The sequence below is a fragment of the Acidovorax sp. Root568 genome, assembly GCF_001427445.1.
In the GTDB taxonomy this organism is placed as follows: domain Bacteria; phylum Pseudomonadota; class Gammaproteobacteria; order Burkholderiales; family Burkholderiaceae_C; genus Acidovorax; species Acidovorax delafieldii.
Map to the genome: position 1 here is coordinate 244,670 of NZ_LMGP01000018.1, position 20,696 is coordinate 265,365.

16 protein-coding genes are annotated in these 20,696 nt (G+C 65.5%); 4 read left to right on the forward strand and 12 right to left on the reverse strand.

The window, feature by feature from the left end; translation table 11 throughout:
• Window positions 1-157 precede the first annotated feature (157 nt).
• From ASD75_RS19045 to ASD75_RS19090, 10 genes are all read right to left on the reverse strand, one after another.
• The gene (locus ASD75_RS19045) at window positions 158-1,189 is read right to left on the reverse strand and encodes an ABC transporter substrate-binding protein (protein WP_056747390.1); all 1,032 of its coding nucleotides are present in this window, start codon (window positions 1,187-1,189) and stop codon (window positions 158-160) included.
• Window positions 1,190-1,484: 295 nt separating this feature from the next.
• The gene (locus tag ASD75_RS19050) at window positions 1,485-3,791 is read right to left on the reverse strand and encodes an NADP-dependent malic enzyme (RefSeq protein WP_056747727.1); all 2,307 of its coding nucleotides are present in this window, start codon (window positions 3,789-3,791) and stop codon (window positions 1,485-1,487) included.
• Between the two features lie 178 nt (window positions 3,792-3,969).
• The gene (locus ASD75_RS19055) at window positions 3,970-5,457 is read right to left on the reverse strand and encodes a nucleobase:cation symporter-2 family protein (RefSeq protein ID WP_056747391.1); all 1,488 of its coding nucleotides are present in this window, start codon (window positions 5,455-5,457) and stop codon (window positions 3,970-3,972) included.
• Between the two features lie 201 nt (window positions 5,458-5,658).
• Complete coding sequence (locus tag ASD75_RS19060; protein ID WP_056060747.1) at window positions 5,659-6,363, reverse strand: GntR family transcriptional regulator; 705 nt, start codon at window positions 6,361-6,363, stop codon at window positions 5,659-5,661.
• A gap of 38 nt (window positions 6,364-6,401) precedes the next feature.
• Window positions 6,402-7,682 (reverse strand): C4-dicarboxylate transporter DctA, encoded by a 1,281-nt coding sequence (locus tag ASD75_RS19065; protein ID WP_056747392.1) that lies wholly within the window; start codon window positions 7,680-7,682, stop codon window positions 6,402-6,404.
• A gap of 194 nt (window positions 7,683-7,876) precedes the next feature.
• Window positions 7,877-9,664, reverse strand: a complete 1,788-nt coding sequence (gene ggt / locus ASD75_RS19070) for a gamma-glutamyltransferase (protein ID WP_056747393.1) — start codon at window positions 9,662-9,664, stop codon at window positions 7,877-7,879.
• Between the two features lie 168 nt (window positions 9,665-9,832).
• Window positions 9,833-11,068 carry an ArgE/DapE family deacylase gene (locus ASD75_RS19075; protein WP_056747394.1) on the reverse strand — a complete coding sequence of 412 codons (1,236 nt, stop codon included), beginning with the start codon at window positions 11,066-11,068 and terminating at the stop codon, window positions 9,833-9,835.
• The gene (gene uraD / locus ASD75_RS19080; protein ID WP_056060758.1) at window positions 11,065-12,843 is read right to left on the reverse strand and encodes a 2-oxo-4-hydroxy-4-carboxy-5-ureidoimidazoline decarboxylase; all 1,779 of its coding nucleotides are present in this window, start codon (window positions 12,841-12,843) and stop codon (window positions 11,065-11,067) included. Before uraD ends, ASD75_RS19075 begins: the two co-directional genes overlap by 4 nt.
• Window positions 12,844-12,848: 5 nt before the next feature.
• Complete coding sequence (gene puuE / locus ASD75_RS19085) at window positions 12,849-13,805, reverse strand: allantoinase PuuE (protein WP_056747395.1); 957 nt, start codon at window positions 13,803-13,805, stop codon at window positions 12,849-12,851.
• Between the two features lie 13 nt (window positions 13,806-13,818).
• Window positions 13,819-14,487 (reverse strand): GntR family transcriptional regulator, encoded by a 669-nt coding sequence (locus tag ASD75_RS19090; RefSeq protein WP_056747396.1) that lies wholly within the window; start codon window positions 14,485-14,487, stop codon window positions 13,819-13,821.
• Between the two features lie 108 nt (window positions 14,488-14,595).
• Between ASD75_RS19090 and uraH the strand changes: the two genes are divergently transcribed.
• Complete coding sequence (gene uraH / locus ASD75_RS19095; RefSeq protein ID WP_015012870.1) at window positions 14,596-14,946, forward strand: hydroxyisourate hydrolase; 351 nt, start codon at window positions 14,596-14,598, stop codon at window positions 14,944-14,946.
• Between the two features lie 155 nt (window positions 14,947-15,101).
• Here uraH and ASD75_RS19100 read toward each other — a convergent pair whose 3' ends face one another.
• Window positions 15,102-15,650 carry a hypothetical protein gene (locus ASD75_RS19100; RefSeq protein ID WP_082565091.1) on the reverse strand — a complete coding sequence of 183 codons (549 nt, stop codon included), beginning with the start codon at window positions 15,648-15,650 and terminating at the stop codon, window positions 15,102-15,104.
• A 158-nt stretch (window positions 15,651-15,808) separates the two neighbouring features.
• Between ASD75_RS19100 and xdhC the strand changes: the two genes are divergently transcribed.
• From xdhC to ASD75_RS23500, 3 genes are all read left to right on the forward strand, one after another.
• Window positions 15,809-16,636, forward strand: a complete 828-nt coding sequence (xdhC, locus tag ASD75_RS19105; protein WP_056747397.1) for a xanthine dehydrogenase accessory protein XdhC — start codon at window positions 15,809-15,811, stop codon at window positions 16,634-16,636.
• Window positions 16,637-16,834: 198 nt separating this feature from the next.
• On the forward strand, window positions 16,835-18,079 hold the full coding sequence (locus ASD75_RS19110; protein WP_056747398.1) for a urate hydroxylase PuuD: 1,245 nt from the start codon (window positions 16,835-16,837) through the stop codon (window positions 18,077-18,079).
• A gap of 186 nt (window positions 18,080-18,265) precedes the next feature.
• Window positions 18,266-18,598 (forward strand): multidrug efflux SMR transporter, encoded by a 333-nt coding sequence (locus tag ASD75_RS23500; RefSeq protein WP_082565092.1) that lies wholly within the window; start codon window positions 18,266-18,268, stop codon window positions 18,596-18,598.
• A gap of 161 nt (window positions 18,599-18,759) precedes the next feature.
• On the opposite strand, the gene ASD75_RS19115 is transcribed toward ASD75_RS23500, so the two are convergent.
• Window positions 18,760-20,637, reverse strand: coding sequence for a phosphodiesterase (locus tag ASD75_RS19115; RefSeq protein ID WP_056747399.1), 1,878 nt, complete (start codon window positions 20,635-20,637; stop codon window positions 18,760-18,762).
• Between the last annotated feature and the right edge of the window lie 59 nt (window positions 20,638-20,696).

Sequence of the window (20,696 nt, forward strand, 5' to 3'; positions counted from 1 at the left end):
CCGAGGTTGATGCTGGGCGCGGCCCAGGCCAGCGCCCCCGTGCAAGGGCCGCCATGCCGCGTAGGCGGCGCTTCGCTGGCGTGCACCGGGGGCGTCCCCCTCCCGACTCGCGCAGCGAGTCGAGAGAGGGGGAAGGCGCGAAGCGACTCAGGGGGTGTCACTTCTTCGGCAGGATGTTCAGCTCGGCCGCGCTGGGCAGAAAGCTGGCGTTCCACACATCGTCGGCGTTCACGCGGGTCTTGGTGTTGAACGCATCCGATACCTGCGACGCCATCAGCGAGAGGCGGCCGGGCTTGAGCTGGCCAAAGCCTTCGGCGCGGGCGTCGGGGCTGTTGATCACCGTGTCGATGGCCAGCTGCAGGCGGCGGGTTTCGAGCGGCACGTTCACGATGCCGTCGCGCGCCTTCACGTATTCGATGGAGGCTGCGGGGTTGGCAATGACTTCCTTGGCGCCCTTGGTGAAGGCCGACAGGAACGCCTTGATGGCGCCCGGGTTCTCCTTGATGAGCTTGGGGCTGGCGATGATCACGTTGCCGTACAGCTTCACGCCAAAGTCGGCATAGGGCAGCACCACCACGTCGGCGGCCTTGGCGCCACGGGCTTCCAGGTTGAGCAGCGAGGTGAAGGTGAAGCCGGTGATGGCGTCCACGTCGCCGCGCACCAGCATGGTTTCGCGCAGTGGCGGGTCCATGGCGGTCCAGGTCACGGCGCCGATGCCATTGGCCTTCTGGAAGATGGGGAACGCGCGGCGGCCTGCGTCGAACACGGGGGCGCCCAGCTTCTTGCCAGCCAGGTCGGCGGGCTTGGCGATGCCGCTCTTTTTCAGCGCCATGACCGAGGCGGGCGTGTTGTTGTAGACCACCATCACCGCCACGGGCTTGTTCTGCGCGTCGGGGTTGTTGGCGTGGAACTCCATCACGGCGGCCAGATCGGCAAAACCCATGTCGTAGGTGCCCGAGGCCACGCGCTGCACCGCGCCGCCGGAGCCGTTGCCCGCATCCACCGTCACGTCCAGGCCTGCGGCCTTGAAGTAGCCCTTGGCCACGGGTTGCAGGAATAGTGCGGCAGGGCCTTCAAAACGCCAGTCGAGCTGGAACTTGATGGGCGTGGTGGCCTGCGCCTGGGCCAGCGAGGTGCTGCCGATCAGGGCCAGGGCGGCGGCGGTTTGCATGAACAGTCTTTTTTTCATTCGGGGCTCCTGTCGGGCGAGGGGAAATTCGGTGAGGGAAGGCACTGGCCCCTTTGATGGGCCATGGTCCTGCAGTCAGCAAAAACGATGCCCGGTTTGTGTACGCGGGTGCTTTGCTGCGCCCCATTGTTCACCGAAGTGGTGCGCGTCAGCATGCTGGGTTTCCCGAAATGGTGCATGCGCAGGGCCAGGGGGTTGGCTTGCCCATGAAAAACGGGGCCCGAGGGCCCCGTTGCAACGGTGTGTGGGCAGGCCTGCTCACGGCCTGCGCTCAGGTCAGCACGGCACAGCGCGCTCAGCGTGGCCGGGCGGCAGCGCTGGCCACGGCCAGGGCCGTCATGTTGAGCACCCGGCGTACGGTGGCGGCCGGGGTCAGGATGTAGGCCGTGGCAGCGGCGCCCATCAGGATGGGGCCCACCGTGACGCCACCGCTGGTGGTCGTCTTGAGCACGTTGTAGAGGATGTTGGCAGCATCCAGGTTGGGGCAGATCAGCAGGTTGGCCGAGTCAGTCAGGGTCGAATCCGCCATGTAGGCGTTGCGGATGTTCGGCTCCAGCGCGGCATCGCCGTGCAGCTCGCCATCACACTCGATCTCGGGATGGGCGGCCACGAACAGGTCGCGAGCCTCGCGCATCTTGCGGGCCGACGCACGCTTGGACGAGCCATAGCTGGAGTGCGACAGGAAAGCGACCTTGGGTGGGATGCCAAAGCGTTGCACCTCCTGCACCGACATCCAGGCGATGTCCGCCAGCTGCTGGGCCGTGGGGTCTTCGTTCACGTAGGTGTCGGCAATGAACAGCGTGCCCCGGTTGGTCATCAGCGCGTTCAGCGCGGCGTAGTTGTTGGCGCCTTCCTGGCGGCCGATGATGCTGTGGATGCGCTCCAGGTGCGTTTCATACGTGCCCACCAGGCCGCAGATCATGGCGTCGGCATCGCCCAGCTTGACCATCAGCGAGGCGATGATGGTGTTGGAGCGGCGCACGGCGGCCTTGGCCACTTCGGGCGAGGCGCCGTTGCGCTTCATGAGCTGGTGGTAGTGCTCCCAGTACTGGCGAAAGCGCGGGTCGTCCTCGGGGTTGCACACCTCCACGTCCTTGCCCAGCTGCATGCGCAGGCCGGCCTTGGCGATGCGCGCGGCAATCACGGCGGGGCGGCCGATGAGGATGGGCGTGGCGATCTTGTCGTCGATGGCCATCTGCGCGGCGCGCAGGGCGCGTTCGTCTTCACCGTCGGCGTAGGCCACGCGCTTTTGTGCATCGGGCAGGGCCTTGGCCGCGTTGATCACGGGGCGCATCAGCATGCCGGTCTGGTAGACAAAGCGCGACAGCGTTTCCTTGTAGGCCTCCATGTCTTCGATGGGGCGCGTGGCCACGCCCGATTCGGCAGCGGCCTTGGCCACGGCGGGCGCGATCTTGAGGATCAGGCGCGAGTCGAACGGCGTGGGGATGAGGTAGTCAGGGCCAAAGGTCAGTTCTTTGCCTGCATAGGCGCTGGCCACTTCTTCGCTGATGTCGGCCTTGGCCAGGTCGGCGATCTGGCGTACGCAGGCCAGCTTCATGGCCTCGGTGATCTTGGTGGCACCGCAGTCCAGCGCGCCGCGGAAGATGTACGGGAAGCACAGGACGTTGTTGACCTGGTTCGGGTAGTCCGAGCGGCCCGTGGCGATGATGCAGTCGGGGCGGATGGCCTTGGCGAGTTCGGGGCGGATCTCGGGCTCGGGGTTGGCCAGGGCCAGGATGATGGGCTTGGGGCCCATGGTCTTGACCATCTCGGCCGTGAGCACGCCGGGGGCCGAGCAGCCCAGGAACACGTCGGCGCCGTTGACCGCATCGGCCAGCGTGCGGGCGTCGGTCTTTTGCGCGTAGGCCGCCTTGGATTCGTCGTAGCCACCGGGGCGGCCTTCGTAGATCACGCCCTTGGAGTCGCACACGAAGACGTTCTCGATCTTCACGCCCAGGCCCACCATCACGTTCAGGCAGGCAATGGCGGCCGCTCCCGCGCCCGACACGGCAATCTTCACCTGGTCGATCTGCTTACCCACCAGCTCCAGGCCGTTGAGCAGCGCCGCGCTGCTGATGATGGCCGTGCCGTGCTGGTCGTCATGGAACACCGGGATGTTCATGCGCTTGCTGAGTTCGCGCTCGATGTAGAAGCACTCGGGTGCCTTGATGTCTTCGAGGTTGATGCCGCCCAGCGTGGGCTCCAGTGCCGCGATGATCTCGATGAGCTTGTCGGGGTCGCGCTCGGCCAGTTCGATGTCGAACACGTCGACGCCCGCGAACTTCTTGAACAGGCAGCCCTTGCCTTCCATCACCGGCTTGCTGGCCAGCGGGCCGATGTCACCCAGGCCCAGCACCGCCGTGCCGTTGGTGATCACCGCGACCAGGTTGCCGCGCGAGGTGAAGTCAAACGCCTTGGACGGGTCGGCAGCGATGTCGAGGCATGGGTAAGCCACGCCCGGCGAGTAGGCCAGCGACAGGTCGCGCTGATTGGACAAAGGCTTGGTGGGGGTGACCGAAATCTTGCCCCGGGTGGGGTTGCGGTGGTATTCGCGCGCAGCGTCGCGCAGGGCCTGTTCGGCGGCGGAAATGTTCTGTGTCATGCGGAAATCCTGGAAGTCCTGGGCGGAAAGCAAAAACAAGGGTACCCGATGGCGTGGGCGGCGGACATGCAGGTTTATGCGTATGCAGCATGAAGCCAAAACCCCCTGGCAGCCGTGGCGGACAGGGGGCGGGGCCACGCGGGCAGTGGCAGGTTTTCGGCAGCGGGCAGGCGGGACGCTAGTGGGCGTCGGCTTGGCGTGCGGCGTTGACAGCGGCGGAGGTGTCGCGGCTGGCGCCATTGAAGAAAACGTTCAGGGCCACCGCCGTGATCGAGGCCAGGAGGATACCGGATTCGATCAGCGGGTGGATAGCGTGCGGCATCCACTGGCGGAAGTTGGGCGCGATCAGCGGCACCATGCCCACGCCGATGGAAACGGCCACGATCATGGCGTTGAAGCGGTTGGTCTTGAAGTCCACCCCGCCAAGGATGCGGATGCCTGTGGCCGCCACCATGCCGAACATCACCAGCCCCGCGCCGCCCAGCACCATGGTGGGCAGCGACTCGACCAGTGCGGCCATCTTGGGCAGCACGCCCAGCACGATCAGGATCACGCCGCCGGCCACGCACACAAAGCGGCTCTTGACGCCGGTGACGGCGACCAGCCCCACGTTCTGCGAGAAGCTGGTGTACGGAAAGGTGTTGAAGATGCCACCCAGCAGCGTGCCCAGGCCATCGGTGCGCAGGCCGCGCGTGAGGGCTGCCTGGTCCACCTTGCGGTCGGTCATCTCGCCCAGGGCCAGGAACATGCCGGTGGATTCGATCATGACCACGATCATCACCAGGGTCATGGTCAGGATCAGGATGGGGTCGAACACAGGGCCGGCAATCTCGAACGGCAGCACCAGGTCAAACCACTGCGCCTTGGCCACCTTGTCGAAGTTCATCATGCCCAGCGCCACGGCCACTACCGCACCAATGACGATGCCCAGCAGCACCGAGATGTTGGCGACGAAGCCCTTGGCAAACTTGGCAATCAGCAGGATGGACAGCAGCACCAGGCCCGAGATGCCCACACCGGTCAGGTCGGCGTACTTGGGGTTGGGCACCGTGGGCACCACCGCAAACCCCTTGGGCACCGGTGGCAGTGACGAGCCGGGGGCTCCGGCAGCGGCCTGCGCATCGGCCAGCCACTTGAGGTGCTCGGGGTTGGGCACGCTGGGCGCCGTGGGGCCGACGGGGTTGCCAAAGATCCAGTTGATGCCCACGCGCATCAGGCTGATGCCGATGACGGCAATGATGGTGCCGGTGACCACCGGCGGGAAGAAACGGAGCATGCGGCTCACCAGCGGAGCGATCAGGATGGAGATCACCCCCGCGCCAATCACCGAGCCAAAGATCAGTCCGGCTCCGGCGGTGCCGCCGGTGGTCTGCGCCATCGAGATCATGGGCGCCACAGAGGCAAAGGTCACCCCCATCATCACCGGCAGCTGAATGCCAAACCAGCGCGAGGCGCCCAGCGCCTGGATCAGCGTGACCAGCCCGCACACAAACAGGTCGGCCGAGATCAGCTTGGCTACCTGGTCGGGCGTGAGGTTGAGCGCACGGCCCACGATGAGCGGCACCGCCACGGCACCCGCATACATCACCAGCACATGCTGCAGGCCCAGCGCCGTGAGTCGCCCCAGGGGCAGGTGTTCGTCCACGGGGTGTACGGGCGGGTTCATGGGTGTCCTTCGGGGGTTGGTTTTTGAATACGGAATGGAAACCTGTGCCGAATGGTGCACAGATGTCCATACAAAAATCGTATACAAAATGACCGGGCACGCTTATCCCGGTTAACCCTTAGAGGGGCGCAGCAAAGTACCCGCCAGCCGTGGACGCAGGCGATGGGAAGGTTGGGGGCCGGCGGGCGCGTCCGGCGTGGGCTAGCCGAGGTCCGTGGATGCAGCCTTGGTGCGTTGGCTGGTCAGCGGTGCCAGCGACTCGCGCAGGCGGTCGCGCACCAGCGGCTGGCCGGGGTTGAGGGCGCCTTCCACATGGCCAATGTGGGCGAGCATGCGTTCGCGGGCCAGGGTGGTGTTGCCGGCCTCCAGCGCCTCCACAATGGCGGCATGCTCCGCACAAGACTGGCCGGCCGCGTGCTGCGACTGGTACAGCGACGCGGCCAGGGTGGTGCGCGCCGTGAGGTCGCGCAGGATGTCGCTCAGGCTGCGGTGGCCCATCGCTTCGGCCAGGCAGACGTGGAAATCTGCGAGCAAAAAGGCCCGTGTGGCAGCGTCAGCGCCTTCGATGGCCTGCTGTTCGTCGGCGATGTGCGCACGCAGGCGGCGGGTCACGCTCTGCAGCGGGCGGCCCGCATCGGCCAGGATGCCCGATTCGATGATGCGCCGGGCGGAGAACGCGTCGCGTGCATCCTCCACCGACGGCTCCACCACGTACCAGCCCCGGCGCGAGCGCACTTCCACAAAGCCCCGTGCCTGCAGCTGCATCAGGGCCTCGCGCACCAGCGTGCGGCTCACGCCGAATAGATCGGCCAGCTCCTGCTCGCCCAGGCGTTCGCCGGGCGAGAGTTTTTGCGCCAGGATGGATTCCACCACCTGCTGGGCGATCTGGGTCTGGTTGATGCTCATGGCCGGATTGTCGCGTGCTGTGTCGGGGGCTTGCCCGATCAGGCACGCGGCGAGGGTGGCTCGCGGCCGTCCAGCACGGCGTGGGCGCGTTCGCGGTCGATGTCGCCTTCCCAGGCTGCCACGGCCACGGTGGCGACGCAGTTGCCAATGAGGTTGCCCAGCGCGCGGGCGATGCCCATGAACCAGTCCACCGACAACACCAGCACCAGGCCAATCGCCGGGATGGCAGGGATTGCCTGCAAGGTGGCTGCCAGCACGACGATGGCCGAGCCGGGCACGCCGTGTGCACCCTTGGAGGTGACCAGCGAGATCGCCAGGATCGTCAGCAGGTCGGCCATGGAAATCGGCGTGTTGGTGGCCTGGGCGATGAACACGGCGGCCAGTGTGATGTAGATCGAGAACGCGTCCAGGTTGAACGAGTAGCCCGTGGGGATCACCAGGCCCACGGTCGAATCGCGGATGCCCATGTGCTTGAGCTTGGCCATGATCTGGGGCAGCACGCTGTCGGACGACGTGGTGGCAAACACCACGGCCAGCTCCTCGCGCAGATAGCGCAGCAGCTTGAACAGGCTGAAGCCCGACATCCGCATGATGAGGCCCAGCACCACCACGACGAAGATGACCACCGCGGCGTAGAACAGCGCCACCAGCATGCCCAGCTGCTTGAGGGACCCCAGGCCGTACTTGCCCACGGTGAACGCGATGGCGCCCAGCACACCCAACGGTGCGAGTTTGATGATCAGGCCCATGGTCTTGAACAGCACATGCGACAGGTCATCGATCAGGCCGGTGACCCGCGCCCCGCGCTCACCGATCAATGCCAGGGCGCAGCCAAAAACGATGGAAAACAGCAGGACCTGCAGCACATCGCCGTTGGCAAACGCGCTCACGGCGGTGGTGGGAATGAGCTTGAGCAAGAAGTCGGTGAAGCCGCCGCCAGTGAGCTTGCTGGCGTTTTCGGCGTAGGCGCCCATGGCTTTGGGGTCCAGCGCCTTGGGGTCCACGTTCATGCCCACGCCCGGCTCGAACCAGAACGCCAGCGCTAGGCCCAGCACCAGGGCGATGGAGGTGACCACCTCGAAGTAGATCAGCGATTTGACGCCCACCCGGCCTACCCGCTGCAGGTCGCCAGTGCCAGCAATGCCATGCACCACCACGCAGAAGACGATGAGCGGGATGAGCATCTTGATGAGCTTGATGAAGCCGTCTCCCAGGGGCTTGAGCGCAATGGCGGTGTCGGGCCACACCAGGCCCACCACCACACCGGCTATCAAGGCCAGCACCACCTGACCAAAAAGGGATTTGAAAAACCGGGACATGCCAACTCCTTCAATAGCTTTTTGAACGCAAATCTTGCATACAAGAACTGTAGGCAAGTCTGAAGAATGGCGGTATGAGGGTATGCCCGCATGGGGTTGCCAGAGCCGGCAATAAAAAAGGCCACGCCCTTGTGGGGCGTGGCCTCGCAAATGTTGACAAGCACAGACCGCCCGCATGAAGCGGGCGCTGGCAATCAGTAGCCGAGTGTCTTGCCGTCGGGGTTGCGGGGGTCCGAGTAGCCGTACAGCGCGCCGCCACGGATCTGGATGGTCTGCGTGCGGCCCATCGAAGGCTTGACTGCGATGTTGTGGCCGCGTTGCTTGAGCAGGGCAATGGTGTCGGGCGAGAGGCCCTTTTCCACGCGCAGCTCGTCCGGCGTCCACTGGTGGTGCACGCGGGGTGCCGCTGCGGCCTCCGCAGGGTTCATGCCGAAGTCGATGGTGTTGACCACCGTCTGCAGCACCGTGGTGATGATGCGCGCGCCGCCAGGGCTGCCGGTCACCAGTGTGGGCTTGCCGTCCTTCAGCGCCAGGGTGGGTGTCATGGACGACAGGGGGCGCTTCTTGGCGGCCACTGCGTTCGCGTCGCCACCGACCAGGCCGTAGGCATTGGCCACGCCGGGCTTGGCCGAGAAGTCGTCCATCTCGTTGTTGAGCAGGATGCCCGTGCCCTTGGCGACGATGCCGCTGCCGAAGTTGGTGTTCAGCGTGTAGGTCACGGCCACGGCGTTGCCCGCCTTGTCCACCACCGAGTAGTGGGTGGTCTGGTCGCTCTCATACGGCTGGGGCTGGCCGGGCTTGATCTCCTTGGCCGGGCGTGCGCGGTTGGGGTCAATGCCCTTGGCCAGCGATTCGGCATAGCGCTTGGAGGTCAGGCCCTTCAGCGGGATCTTCACGAAGTCCGGGTCGCCCAGGTATTCGGAGCGGTCGGCGTATGCCAGCTTGCTGCTCTCGGCCATGTAGTGGATGGTCTGCGCGCTGTTGGGGCCCCACTGGGCCAGGGGCAGGGGCTCCAGCATGTTCAGGATCTGCACCAGGTGCGGGCCGCCCGAGGAGGGTGGGGGCATGGTCACGATCTCGTAGCCACGGTAGGTGCCACGCGTGGGGACGCGTTCGGCCACCTTGTATTCGCGCAGGTCTTGCAGGGTGATGGCGCCTGCGTGGGGTGCCATTTCAGCCGCGATCTTCTGGGCGATCTCGCCTTCGTAGAACGCCTTGGCGCCCTGCTGGGCAATCAGGCGCATGGACTGCGCCAGGTCTTTTTGCACCAGCGGGTCGCCCACCTTCAGGGGTTCGCCGTTCTTCCAGAAGATGGCCTGGGTGGCGGGCCACTTGCCCATGTTCTTCTTCTCTTGCTGCAGGATCTTGGCGAGCGTTTCGCTCACCGGGAAGCCCTTGTCCGCCAGTTCAATCGCCGGAGCGATCACACGCGACAGGGGCAGGGTGCCCCAGCTCTTGAGCGCGTGTTCCATGCCCGCGACGGTGCCGGGAACGCCCACGGCATAGTGGGTGTACAGCGACTTGCCGTCCACCACATTGCCCTTGGTATCCAGGTACATGTCGCGCGTGGCCTTCGATGGCGCCACTTCGCGGAAGTCGAGGGCCACGCTCTTGCCGGTCTTGGCGTCGTGCACCATCATGAAGCCGCCACCACCCAGGTTGCCCGCATTGGGCAGGGCCACGGCCAGCGCAAAGCCAATGCCCACGGCCGCATCCACAGCGTTGCCACCGGCCTTGAGGATGTCCAGGCCAATCTGCGAGGCCAGCTCCTGCTCGGAGGCGACCATGCCATTGCGTGCCACCACGGGGTGGAACACATCCATGTCGAAGTCGTAGGCTGCACTGGCGGCCTGGGCCGAGGCGGTCTGCTGCACTGCGGGCGCGGGTGCAGCCGTGGCTACCGGCGGCGTGCTGCCGCAGGCCGTGAGGCTGGCCAGGGCCAGCACAACGCTGCCAGCCAGCAGCGTATGACGAATGTTCATGGGATATCTCCTGGTGTGTGGAATCTGGAAATGACAACGGGCGCACCCAGCCGAAGGATGCGCCCGCGCCAGTGTAGGTCGGTCAAAGGGCTGCCAGAGGCAATCTCGCCATGACATTGAAGCGCAGCACTGATGTGCTGCGTGCATTACTTACTGCCCTGTGGGACCTCAGGCGAGCAAGTCGCTCAATGTCCGTGCAATCACCTTGGTGGCGCGGCGCAGGTCTTCGAGCTGCAGGCGCTCGTCGGCGCGCTTGGCGTGCGATTCGAGGACCGTGCGGGGGCCTGCACCGTAAATCACGCCGGGAATGCCGCGCTCCACATACAGACGCACATCGGTGTAGAGCGGCGTGCCCACGGCGGGGACCGGTTCACCGATCACGACCTGGGCATGTTGCTGGATCGCATCGACCAGGGGCTTGTTGCCCGCCAGCGGCGTCATCGCATTCGCCAGCAGCAGGCGCTTGATCTCCACGCTGATACCGGCGCGCTCACCTGCAGCCTGTTCAATCACGCGGCGGATGCTGGCTTCAACCTCCACCGGGTTTTCCTCGGGGATCATGCGGCGGTCGAGCTTGAACATCACCTTGCCGGGTACGACGTTGGTATTGGTGCCGCCCTCAATGCGGCCCACGTTCAGGTAGGGGTGCTTGATCCCCTCGACCTTGGACGTGACCTTCTTGTACTCGTTGTTCTGTGCGTACAGCGCGTTCAGGATGTGCACGGCGCCCTGCAGGGCATCCACTCCGGTGTGGGGCACGGCGGCATGGGCCATCTTGCCGTGCACCGTCACTTCCATCTGCAGGCAGCCGTTGTGGGCGGTGACCACTTCGTAGCTGAAGCCGGCGGCAATCATCAGGTCGGGCTTTGTCAGTCCCTTTTGCAGCAGCCAGCCGGGGCCGAGTTCGCCGCCAAACTCTTCGTCGTAGGTGAAGTGCAGCTCTACCGCGCCCTGGGTGGGCCTGGCCACGGCTTCCAAGGCCCGCACGGCAAAGGTGAAGCTCGCAAAGTCGCTCTTGCTCACGGCGGTGGCGCGGCCGTACATGGCGCCATCGACGATCTCGGCGCCATAGGGGTCGTGTGTCCAGCCTTCGCCGGGCGGCACCACGTCACCGTGGGCGTTCAGGGCGATGGTCCTGCCGCCGCTGCCGTACGGTCTGCGCACGATGAGGTTGGTGATGGATTCCATGCCGTAGGCCAACACATCGGCGGCGGGCACGGCGTGCTTTTCGGCCTCGTAGCCAAAGTCCTTCAGCAGCTCGGCGGTGCGCTCCGCATGAGGCGCATTGTTGCCGGGGGGCGTGTCGGTGGGTACGCGCACCAGGGCCTGCAGAAAGCGCACTTCTTCGTCAAAGTGCTGGTCGATCCAGGCGTCCAGCGCGGCGTGGTGGTTCGGGGTGGTCATGGTTGTTGTTCCTCGGCAAGCTGGTGCAGCACCTGGGTGAAGGCGTCCACGGCCAGCTGCATGTCGTTGTTGGTGGTGGATTCGAGTGGGTTGTGGCTGATGCCGGAGTTTTCTCCGCGCACAAACAGCATGGCCTGCGGCATGATTTCGTGCAGCTTCATGGCATCGTGGCCTGCCCCACTGGGCATGCGGAACACGGGCACGCCCAGGTGGTCCACCGCGCGCTCCCAGTGGTGCTGCAGGGCCGGGGCGCTGGGGGCGGCGGCGGCGCGCATGGATTCCTCCAGCGTGTAGCGCAGGCCGCGCCGGGCAGCGATCTGGCCCAGCTGGTCCAGCACATCGCGCACCAGTGCGTCCCGTTGCGGATCGGTGGGCGCACGCAGGTCCAGGCTGAACTGGCAGCGGCCCGGCACCACATTGATGGAGCCGCCGGGCACGTTGAGCAGGCCGATCGTGCCCACTGAGTCCCCGTCCTGGGCGGCGCGCTGCTCGATGTACAACGCCAGCTCTGCCACAGCCACGGCCGCATCGCGGCGGCGGTCCATGGGGGTGGTGCCTGCGTGGCTCGCGGTGCCGATCATCTCGCCCACAAACCGCACACCCCCATTGATGGAGGTGACCACGCCCAGCGGCAGATCCAGCTCGTTGAGCACCGGGCCCTGTTCGATGTGGACTTCAATGAAGCCCAGGTACTGCGCCGGGTCGCGTTGCAGCTTGGCAATGTCGTCAATGCACAGACCCGCGTGCTGCATGGCCGCGCGCATGGTCACGCCGTCCGCATCCTTCTGGTCCAGCCAGGCCGGGTTGAAGTGCCCGATGAGCGCGCCCGAACCCAGAAAGGTGGCCTTGTAGCGCTGGCCTTCTTCTTCTGCAAAGGCAATCACCTCGATGCCGAACGGCAGGCGCCGGCCCGCGCGGTGCAGTTCGCGCACGCAAGCCATGGGCACAAAGATGCCCAGGCGCCCGTCATACTTGCCGCCATTGCGCACGGTGTCGTAATGCGAGCCCGTCATGAGGTACCTCGCCCCGGGCGTTGCGGCGCGATACCGCCCTACCACGTTGCCCACGGCGTCCACCTCGACCTCGTCAAAGCCGCAGTCGCGCATCCAGTGGCTGATGCGCTGGGCGCAGGCCCGGTGGGCGTCGGTGAGGTAGGTGACGGTGAGCTGGCCCTTTTCGGCAAAGCCGGGGTCGGAGTGTTCGGCCAGCTTTTCATGCCAGTCCCACACGTCATTGCCCAGCACAGGTTCGGCGGCGAACTTGTCGTTCAGCCGGATCTCGGCGATGCGGTGGATGTTGCGCAAGGCCTCTGCCACCTCGAACTCCGGGTGGTTGTCGAGCCGCCGCGCAAAGGTGTCGATGATCTGCTGCTTGTTCAACCCCGCGCCGCGCGGTCCGCGCACGGCCAGAATGAAGGGGAAACCAAAGCGTGCGTTGTAGTCGGCATTGAGCTGCTGGATGCGCGCAAATTCTTCGGGCGTGCACTGCGTCAGGCCCGCCTTGGACTGCTCGTTGGTCGATTCGGCGGTGAGGCTTTTCGCCACCATGGCCTTGCCCGCGAGCTCGGGGTGGGCGCGGATCAGGCCCAGCTGCGCCTCGGTGCTGGCGGTGCGCACCGCGTGGGCCAGGGCGTGCTTGAGGTGTGCCAGCGAGCGGAATGGCCGCTGCGTGAGCGCCTGCTCTGCAATCCAGGGGGAATGCTCGTACACGCCGTCCAGTGCCTCGAGGGCCTGCGCGGGCGTGGCGGCATTCAGTTGGTCAAGGGTCCATGCCATGGTCGTCAGGCCTTTGTGGTGGGGTAGGGGTGCACGGCCTTCCAGTGGCGCGCGATGTCGATGCGGCGGGCCACCCACACCTTGTCATGCTGTGCAATGTGGTCCAGAAAGCGCTGCAGAGCCGTGATGCGGCCCGGGCGGCCCAGCAGGCGGCAGTGCATGCCAATGCTCATCATCTTGGGCGCGTTGTCGCCGGCCGGATCGCCCTCGGCATACAGCGCATCGAAGGTGTCCTTCATGTACTGGAAGAACGGATCGGCGTGCGAATAGCCCTGGGGTAGCGCAAAGCGCATGTCGTTGCAATCGAGCGTGTAGGGCACGATGAGCTGGGGCACCACGCTGCCGTCGGTCTTTTGCACCTTCATCCAGAAGGGAAGGTCGTCGCCGTAGTAGTCGCTGTCGTATTCAAACCCGCCGTAATCGGCCACCAGGCGGTGGGTGTTGGGGCTGTCGCGGCCGGTGTACCAGCCCAACGCCCTTTCGCCCGTCATTCGTTGGATGATTTCCATCGCCTCTTGCATGTGGGCGCGCTCCACCTCTTCGGGGATGTGCTGGTAATGGATCCACTTGAGCCCATGGCACGCAATCTCGTGGCCCAGCTCCACAAACGCCGCAGTGAGGTCGGGGTGGCGCTGCAGGGCCGTGGACACGCCAAACACCGTGAGGGGCAGCTGGCGCTTTTCAAACTCGCGCAGGATGCGCCACACGCCAGCGCGCGATCCGTATTCATAAATGCCCTCCATGCTCATGTGCCGCTCGGGGTAGCTGGCCGGGTTGAACATTTCGGACAGGAACTGCTCGCTGCCCGCATCGCCATGCAGCACCGCGTTTTCGCCGCCCTCTTCGTAGTTCAGGACGAATTGCACGGCAATGCGCGCGCCACCGGGCCACTGCGCATGGGGCGGGGTCTTGCCGTAGCCAATAAGGTCGCGGGGGTAGGCCTGGGTGGTGTCGTAGATCATGTAGGGGTGGTTTTCAAGGGGCCAGGGCGGCGGCCAGATCGCTGGCAGGGCGCTTGCGGTCAAAGGTCAGGCTGGCTTCGACATGTTCGAGGTGGCTTTGCATCAGGGCGACGGCGCGTTCTTCGTCGCGCGCGGCCAGGGCCGCCACGATGTCGGCGTGCTCTTCGTGCGAGTGTTCGGCGGCGCTGGCTGACTGGTACATCAGCGTGATGAGGGCACAGCGCGAGATCAGGTCGCCCAGCATCTGCGCCAGCACCTCGTTGCCCATTAGCTCGGCCATGCGCACATGAAAGTCGCCCAGCAACTCGGTGCGGGTGCTGGCGTCCTGCGTGCCCATGGCGGTCTTCTCGCTGGCCACGTGGGCGCGCAGGGCCTTGAGCTTGGCGGGCGTCACGCTGCGCACAAAGGCGCGGGTCATTTCGGTTTCCAGCATGCGGCGCACGGCAAACACCTGGCGTGCCTCCTCGACCGAGGGCGTGGCCACAAATGCGCCCCGTGCGGGCTCCAGCGTGACCAGCCGGTTCTGTGCCAGCTGGAACAGCGCCTGGCGCACCAGCGTGCGCGACACGCCAAAGTGGTCGGCCAGCTTTTGCTCGGCCAGCTTGGTGCCGGGTTGCAGGCGGTGCTCTACGATGGCGCGGGTCAGCGCTTCGACAATGGCGCTGGTGGAGGAAGATTCCATGGCTGCATGATACGGTGGATGGTGAAAAGTGTATACACTTTTGGTCTACACACTGCGATCTGGCAATCGTCGCCGATTGGACAGACTCTTACTTCAGGAGATTCCCCCATGGGATTGAGCACCCACGTTCTGGACACCATGAACGGCTGCCCTGCGGCCGGCATGGAAGTGGCCCTGTATTCCACCGACGGCGACAACGCCACCCTCATCAAGCGCCTGGTGCTGAACCACGACGGCCGCACCGACGCACCGCTGTTCGACAACGCCAGCCTGCGCACCGGCACCTACCGGCTGCGCTTTGATGTGGCGGGTTACTTCAAGGCCCGGGGCGTGCAGCTGCCCGAGCCGAATTTTCTGAACCAGGTGAGCCTGGACTTCGGCATTGCGCATGCCGACCAGCACTACCACGTGCCGCTGCTGGTCAGCCCCTGGAGCTATTCGACCTACCGGGGCTCGTAGTGTGAAGCCCTCTGAGTCGCTTCGCGCCTTCCCTCTCAGGGGGACGCCGCCAGCGCGGCGGGGCGGCCCTTGCGCGGCGGCCCTGGCCTAAGCAGCGACAGTTGCCAGGGTCGGTATGTATCCGCACTGCTAGCGCGCGGGTAAAACGCCAGCTTCTAAAGCTGCCCTTCGGTCAGCGTATCAAGCTGAAAGTGCCCGCTCTTGTCCCACAGCCAGGTTTCGGTGTACGTGACCTTGCCCATGCGGGCCGGGACAGGGAAGGGGGCCGCAGCGCGCACCGTGCGCTCGATCTCGGTGACCACCTCGGGGGCATGGCGCGGGGCGCGTATCCAGTGCAGGCGGGTGATCTTGCCCGCGCGGTCGATGTCGAGCTGCAGCACACCGATGGCATACAGCTGCGGCGGCAGTTTGCCTTTGAAGATGCGTTCGCGGTTCAGGCCATACAGGTGTGTGGCGGCATCCTGGCGGTAGGCCAGCGGTGTGGCAGCGGCCGAGGGGCGCGCAGATCCGGCCGTGGCGGGCACGGGGCCCTTGACGCCGCTGGCATCGGGGCCGGTGGAGGGGACGCTGTCGGGAGCGGGGGCTGGCGTGGGCTCTGGTGGGGACTTGCAGGCCGAGACCAGCGCCGCACCCACGGCCATGATGCCTGCCAGCAACCAGTGGCTGCGCTTTCCGGTGGAGCGGGGAGAGGGCGTGTCGGGCATGGTGTGAAAGGCTCCTGAGGCTGCGGGCACGATAACCCAGCGGCGAAGGTGGTACGTTACAAAATGACGACGGCTGCAAAGGGGATGCAGCAGCAGACTCACCGGAGGGTGAGCCGCTTGCCTGGCCCCGTTTTGCGTCCGTCACGAAAAGGATCGCGGTGACAAATTTGCAAATGCTGCTGGACGGCCTGGGGGCCGCGCCAGCCTGTCTGGTGACCGTGGAGTCTACCCAAGGGTCCGTGCCCCGGGAGCGCGGCGCCTGGATGGCGGTATTTGCCGACCAGCTGGTGGGCACCATCGGCGGCGGGCATCTGGAGCTGCAGGCGATTGCCGAGGCGCGCCGCCGCCTGGCGGGTGGGCCGGTGACGGCGCTTGGGCCGATGCGGTTTGCGCTGGGCCCGGCGCTGGGCCAGTGCTGCGGCGGGGTGGTGCACCTGGGATTTGAGCTTCTCGCGGCGCAAGACGCCCCGGGGCTGGCCCAGCGCCTCACACCCAACCTGCACCCGGTGGCCCTGTTTGGCGGCGGGCATGTGGGCCACGCGCTGGCCCGCGTGCTGGCGCCACTGCCTTTTGCGCTGACCTGGATCGACAGCCGGGACGGCATCTTCCCGCCCGACCCGCCCGAGGGTGTGGTCTGCGAACACTCCGAGCCGGTGCAACTCGCCGTGCCCCGCCTGGCACCCGGCAGCCGCGTGCTGATCATGAGCTTCAGCCACGCCGAGGACCTGGACGTGGTGGCCGCCTGCCTGCGCCGCCAGCGCGAGCAGGGCGACCTGCCTTTCATCGGATTGATCGGCAGCCAAACCAAGTGGGCCACCTTCAGCAACCGCTTGCATGGGCGTGGTTTTGCGCCCGAGGAGCTGGCCCAAGTGACGTGCCCCATCGGCATTCCCGGCATTGGCGGCAAGGAGCCTGAGGTGATTGCCGTTGCCGTGGCAGCGCAGTTGCTGCAGACGCTGCAGCCAGCGCCAAAGGCTGGGGAATGAGGGTAATTCCGGCCCCGAATGCCCCAGGTTGGGGCTGGAATCGGGAACAATTCCTGCATACACTTTGACGTACCGGTCGCAGCGGTGCCCCGGCCAGCAACCCACTGGCCAAGGTGCGCGACCTCAATGTCTGCTCAGAGCGCCCGCAGTGGTGAGCAGGTTTGCTGTTTGGCGCTAACGCGCCATCAAGGTTGAGATATGGAAAGCTACTTTCTCGACTGGGCCAACCTGCTTTTGCGCTGGGTCCATGTCATTACGGCCATCGCCTGGATCGGCTCGTCGTTCTATTTCGTTTTTCTGGACAGCAGCCTCACGCCGCCCGAGGACGAAGACCTCAAGAAACAAGGCGTGAGCGGCGAGCTCTGGGCCGTGCACGGCGGCGGGTTTTACCACCCCGTCAAGTTCGCGGTGTCGCCGCCGCAGTTGCCCAAACACCTGCACTGGTTCTTCTGGGAGAGCTACAGCACCTGGATCAGCGGGTTTGCGCTGTTCACCGTGTCCTACCTCTACAGCGCCAGTACCTACCTCATCGACAAGTCGCGCATGGACTGGGCGCCCGCCACGGCCATCATGGTGGCGCTGGGCTTCTTTGTGGTGTTCTGGCTGCTGTACGACGCCATCTGCCGCATCTTCGGCCAGCGCAAGAACGGCGACGCCATTGTGGGCGCGCTGGTGCTGGTGCTGGTGTGCGTGGCCTCGTGGCTGGCCTGCCACTGGTTTGCGGGCCGTGCGGCCTTCCTGCTGGTGGGGGCGATGATCGCCACATCCATGAGCGCCAACGTGTTCTTCTGGATCATCCCCGGTCAGCGCACCGTCATCTGCCAGATCAAGGCCGGCCAGCCCGTGGACCCGATCCACGGCAAACGCGGCAAGCAGCGCAGCGTGCACAACACCTATTTCACGCTGCCCGTGCTGTTTGCCATGCTGAGCAACCACTACAGCTTCACCTGGAGCCACCCGCAAAACTGGCTGGTGCTGATCCTGATGATGTTCGCGGGCGCGGCCATCCGCCAGTTCTTTGTGATGCGCCACGGCTACAAGCTGGGCCGCAACGGCAACCCGCTGCCGTATGCGCTGGTGGGCGTGGCCGTGATCGTGGGCGCCATTGTGTGGATGCGCCCCGCACCGGTGGCCACCCCCGTGGCGAATGCTCCTGTTTCAGGAGCTGCCAGCGCAGATAAAACCGGCGCTAGCGGCCAAAATGACTTCAAGGCCGTGCAGGCGGTGCTGGAACAGCGCTGCTACATGTGCCACGGCGAGCAGGTGCAGATGAAGAACCTGCGGCTTGATTCGCCCGACAGCGTGAAGCAACACGCCCAGGCCATCTACCAGCAGGCCGTGGTGCAAAAGCTCATGCCCATGAACAACGCCACGGGCATTACCGATGCGGAGCGTGCGCTGATTGGGAAGTGGTTTGAGGCAGGGGCCGCAACGGGGCCTTGAATGTGTTGAGTGCCGCAACAATCGGCCAGAAGCAGTCGCTCACAGAATCGCCAAGAAGCGGGCGTGGATCGACTGAGCCTTAGGCTGTTTCGGCGCGCCTCTGATAATCTCCAATACTGATCCGGGGTACCGCTCTTAGAACCTCTGGCCGCGCTCGGTATAGGCGCCTGGCTTGAGAGGTGCTCTGTGCGTGACTCAACCTTTGCTTGGCTTGTACTGGCGGCAAGCGTGCTCGCGGAAGTCGTTGGAACCATTGCACTCCGCTATGCGGATGGCTTCACACGTATTTTCCCTTCCGTCCTTTCAGGGCTTTGTTATTCCGCCGCTATCTGGCTTATGGCAATCGCCGTCCGGCATATGGAAGTCGGACTTACCTATGCGGTATGGGCGGCAAGCGGAACAGCTTTGACGGCGGTGCTCGGAATGCTCTGGTTTGGTGAGTCGGCGAGCTTCCTTCGACTGTCCGGTCTTAGCCTCATTGTTTTGGGCGTCATTGCTTTGAACTTGAGTGCCCGATAAGTCGCCGGACACGCATTTTCAAAGACGGATTCACGCTTCAGCGAGCGGCTACAAAGGGACCGAAGCGGACTTGTTTGCTCTAAGCCGAGCAGCGTCAAGGCCCCAATGCCGGCAAGCCAGAACGCCGTTTTTGCGTCCTGGGTATGCGATCCAAACAAGCCCTACGCAGCCAAAACATCCTGCAACGCCCGCGTGGCAGCCACCGCCCCCAGGCTCGACTCGGTAAACCCGCCATGCAGCACCACCCCGGTTGATGCCTGCTTCGCCTCATGCTTGGCCACGGCAGCCAGGTTGGCCACTTCTTCGGCATGCCGAAAGCGCCCGGGCGTGATGCGCACGGCGCCGATGGCCAGCGTGGTGCACGGAAAGAACCGCTGCACGCCATGCCGGTCCTCGGCATGGATGCCGCCTGCCAGCCGTGCGCTGTCGTCAAACAGCGTGACGGCCTCGCGTGCGAACTCGTCCACGATGTTCTTGCAGCGCTGCAGCCAGTTGCTGCTCTGGAAGATCAGCATGAAGTCGTCCCCGCCCACATGGCCCACAAAGTCGCTGCGTGCGTCGCAGTGTGCCGTGGCCAGGCGCGCCACCAGGCGGATCATCTGGTCGCCGCGCCAGTAGCCGTAGTGGTCGTTGAAGGGCTTGAAGTTGTTCAGGTCCGCATAGCAGGCCACGAACTCGGTGCCGCTTTCCAGCAAGCGCTGGATGTGCAGGCTGATGGGGATGTTGCCTGGCAAAAAGGTGAGCGGATTGGCATGGCGCGCAGCCTCGATGCGGGTCTCTGTCACGGCGCGCACCAGCTGGTCGCCGGTGCCCAGGCCCAGGTAGCGGCCGTTGTCGGTGACGATGTAGCCGTCGCTCAGGTAGCGCTGGTCCTGCGAGGTCAGGATGCCCACGAGCTGGTCCACGTCGCAGTCCAGCTCCACCACACGCGGCGCCAGGTTGGCAAACGCCAGGCAGGACTTGCGGCCATGCACCTCGCGGAAGTACGGCGTGGCGTAGTGGTTCATGAACTGCTGGCGGTTGATGAGGGCCACGGGGCGCGACCCGTCCACCACCGCCAGCGCGTGCAGGTCCGTGTGCTGGCGAAACAAGGCGGCCACGGCGTCGTTGTTGGTGGCGGGCGCTGCGGTGGGCGCCTGCACCACCAGCAGGCTGCGCAGGATGCCTGGGCGCGCGGTCTGCCCCAGGTGCGGCAGCACGGCCACGCGGCGGTCGTGCATCACCTCCAGCGCCGCGTCGTCCACCGCCTCGCGCGGCGCCATGGCCGGGCGGCCCAGCAGCCAGCCCTGGCCCAGGGGGATGTCCAGGTCGCGCAGCGCGCGCAGGTCGTCGCGGGTTTCGATGCCTTCGGCGATGAGCTGGGTGCCGAACACGTCGGCAATGCCCTTGATGGCCTGCAGCATCTGCAGGTTCTCGGGGTGGTCGCTGATGTCGCGGATGAAGTATTTGTCGATCTTCACGAAGTCGGGCTTCACCTCGGACCACAGCCTGAGGCTGGAGCGGCCATCGCCAAAGTCGTCCAGCGCCAGCCGCGCGCCGCAGGCATGCACGGCCTTGATGGCCTGGCGCAGCTGGGGCATGTCGGTCACGCGTTCGTGTTCGGTGATCTCCAGCACCAGCATGCGAGCGCTCAGGCCCAGGCTGCGCACGGTGTTGCCCAGCTCGGTGGCGCCGATCAGCTGGACGCCATGCACCAGCGCATCGGCGCTGATGTTCACAAACAGCCGGCCCGGCGCGTCGTGGCGCCCCCATTGCTCCATGGCGGTGTAGACGCACAGCAGCTCAAAGTCCTGCAGGATGCCCTCGCGGCGGGCCAGCTCCAGCAGTTTGTCGGGGGTGTGCAGCGGGGTGTTCTGGGGCCCCCGGATCAGTGCCTCGTGCGCGTACACCTGGCCCTCGCGCAGGTCGGCCAGGGGCTGGAACACGCAGTACAGCCCGCCCTCGCGCATCAGCCGCGCCAGGGGGCCGGTGCCCTGGCGGGCGGCGGGCGATATCAGCGCCATCATCGCCTCCAGTCGGCTCCATGGGGTGTTGTGCATGGCTGTTGTGGGTCCCTGAGCAAGGGTGCCGACGATACCGGTGGCGTGTGACAGGCTGG

Bases quoted from the DNA above. Each gene is read 5' to 3' on its own strand.
- ASD75_RS19110 (WP_056747398.1), top strand. From the start codon at position 16,835: ATGGAAAGCTACTTTCTCGACTGGGCCAACCTGCTTTTGCGCTGGGTC.
- ASD75_RS19115 (WP_056747399.1), bottom strand. From the start codon at position 20,637: ATGCACAACACCCCATGGAGCCGACTGGAGGCGATGATGGCGCTGATA.
- ASD75_RS19100 (WP_082565091.1), bottom strand. From the start codon at position 15,650: ATGCCCGACACGCCCTCTCCCCGCTCCACCGGAAAGCGCAGCCACTGG.
- ASD75_RS19090 (WP_056747396.1), bottom strand. From the start codon at position 14,487: ATGGAATCTTCCTCCACCAGCGCCATTGTCGAAGCGCTGACCCGCGCC.
- ASD75_RS19075 (WP_056747394.1), bottom strand. From the start codon at position 11,068: ATGACCACCCCGAACCACCACGCCGCGCTGGACGCCTGGATCGACCAG.
- ASD75_RS19065 (WP_056747392.1), bottom strand. From the start codon at position 7,682: ATGTCCCGGTTTTTCAAATCCCTTTTTGGTCAGGTGGTGCTGGCCTTG.
- ASD75_RS19045 (WP_056747390.1), bottom strand. From the start codon at position 1,189: ATGAAAAAAAGACTGTTCATGCAAACCGCCGCCGCCCTGGCCCTGATC.
- puuE (WP_056747395.1), bottom strand. From the start codon at position 13,805: ATGATCTACGACACCACCCAGGCCTACCCCCGCGACCTTATTGGCTAC.
- ASD75_RS19055 (WP_056747391.1), bottom strand. From the start codon at position 5,457: ATGAACCCGCCCGTACACCCCGTGGACGAACACCTGCCCCTGGGGCGA.
- ASD75_RS19050 (WP_056747727.1), bottom strand. From the start codon at position 3,791: ATGACACAGAACATTTCCGCCGCCGAACAGGCCCTGCGCGACGCTGCG.
- ggt (WP_056747393.1), bottom strand. From the start codon at position 9,664: ATGAACATTCGTCATACGCTGCTGGCTGGCAGCGTTGTGCTGGCCCTG.
- uraH (WP_015012870.1), top strand. From the start codon at position 14,596: ATGGGATTGAGCACCCACGTTCTGGACACCATGAACGGCTGCCCTGCG.
- ASD75_RS19060 (WP_056060747.1), bottom strand. From the start codon at position 6,363: ATGAGCATCAACCAGACCCAGATCGCCCAGCAGGTGGTGGAATCCATC.
- uraD (WP_056060758.1), bottom strand. From the start codon at position 12,843: ATGGCATGGACCCTTGACCAACTGAATGCCGCCACGCCCGCGCAGGCC.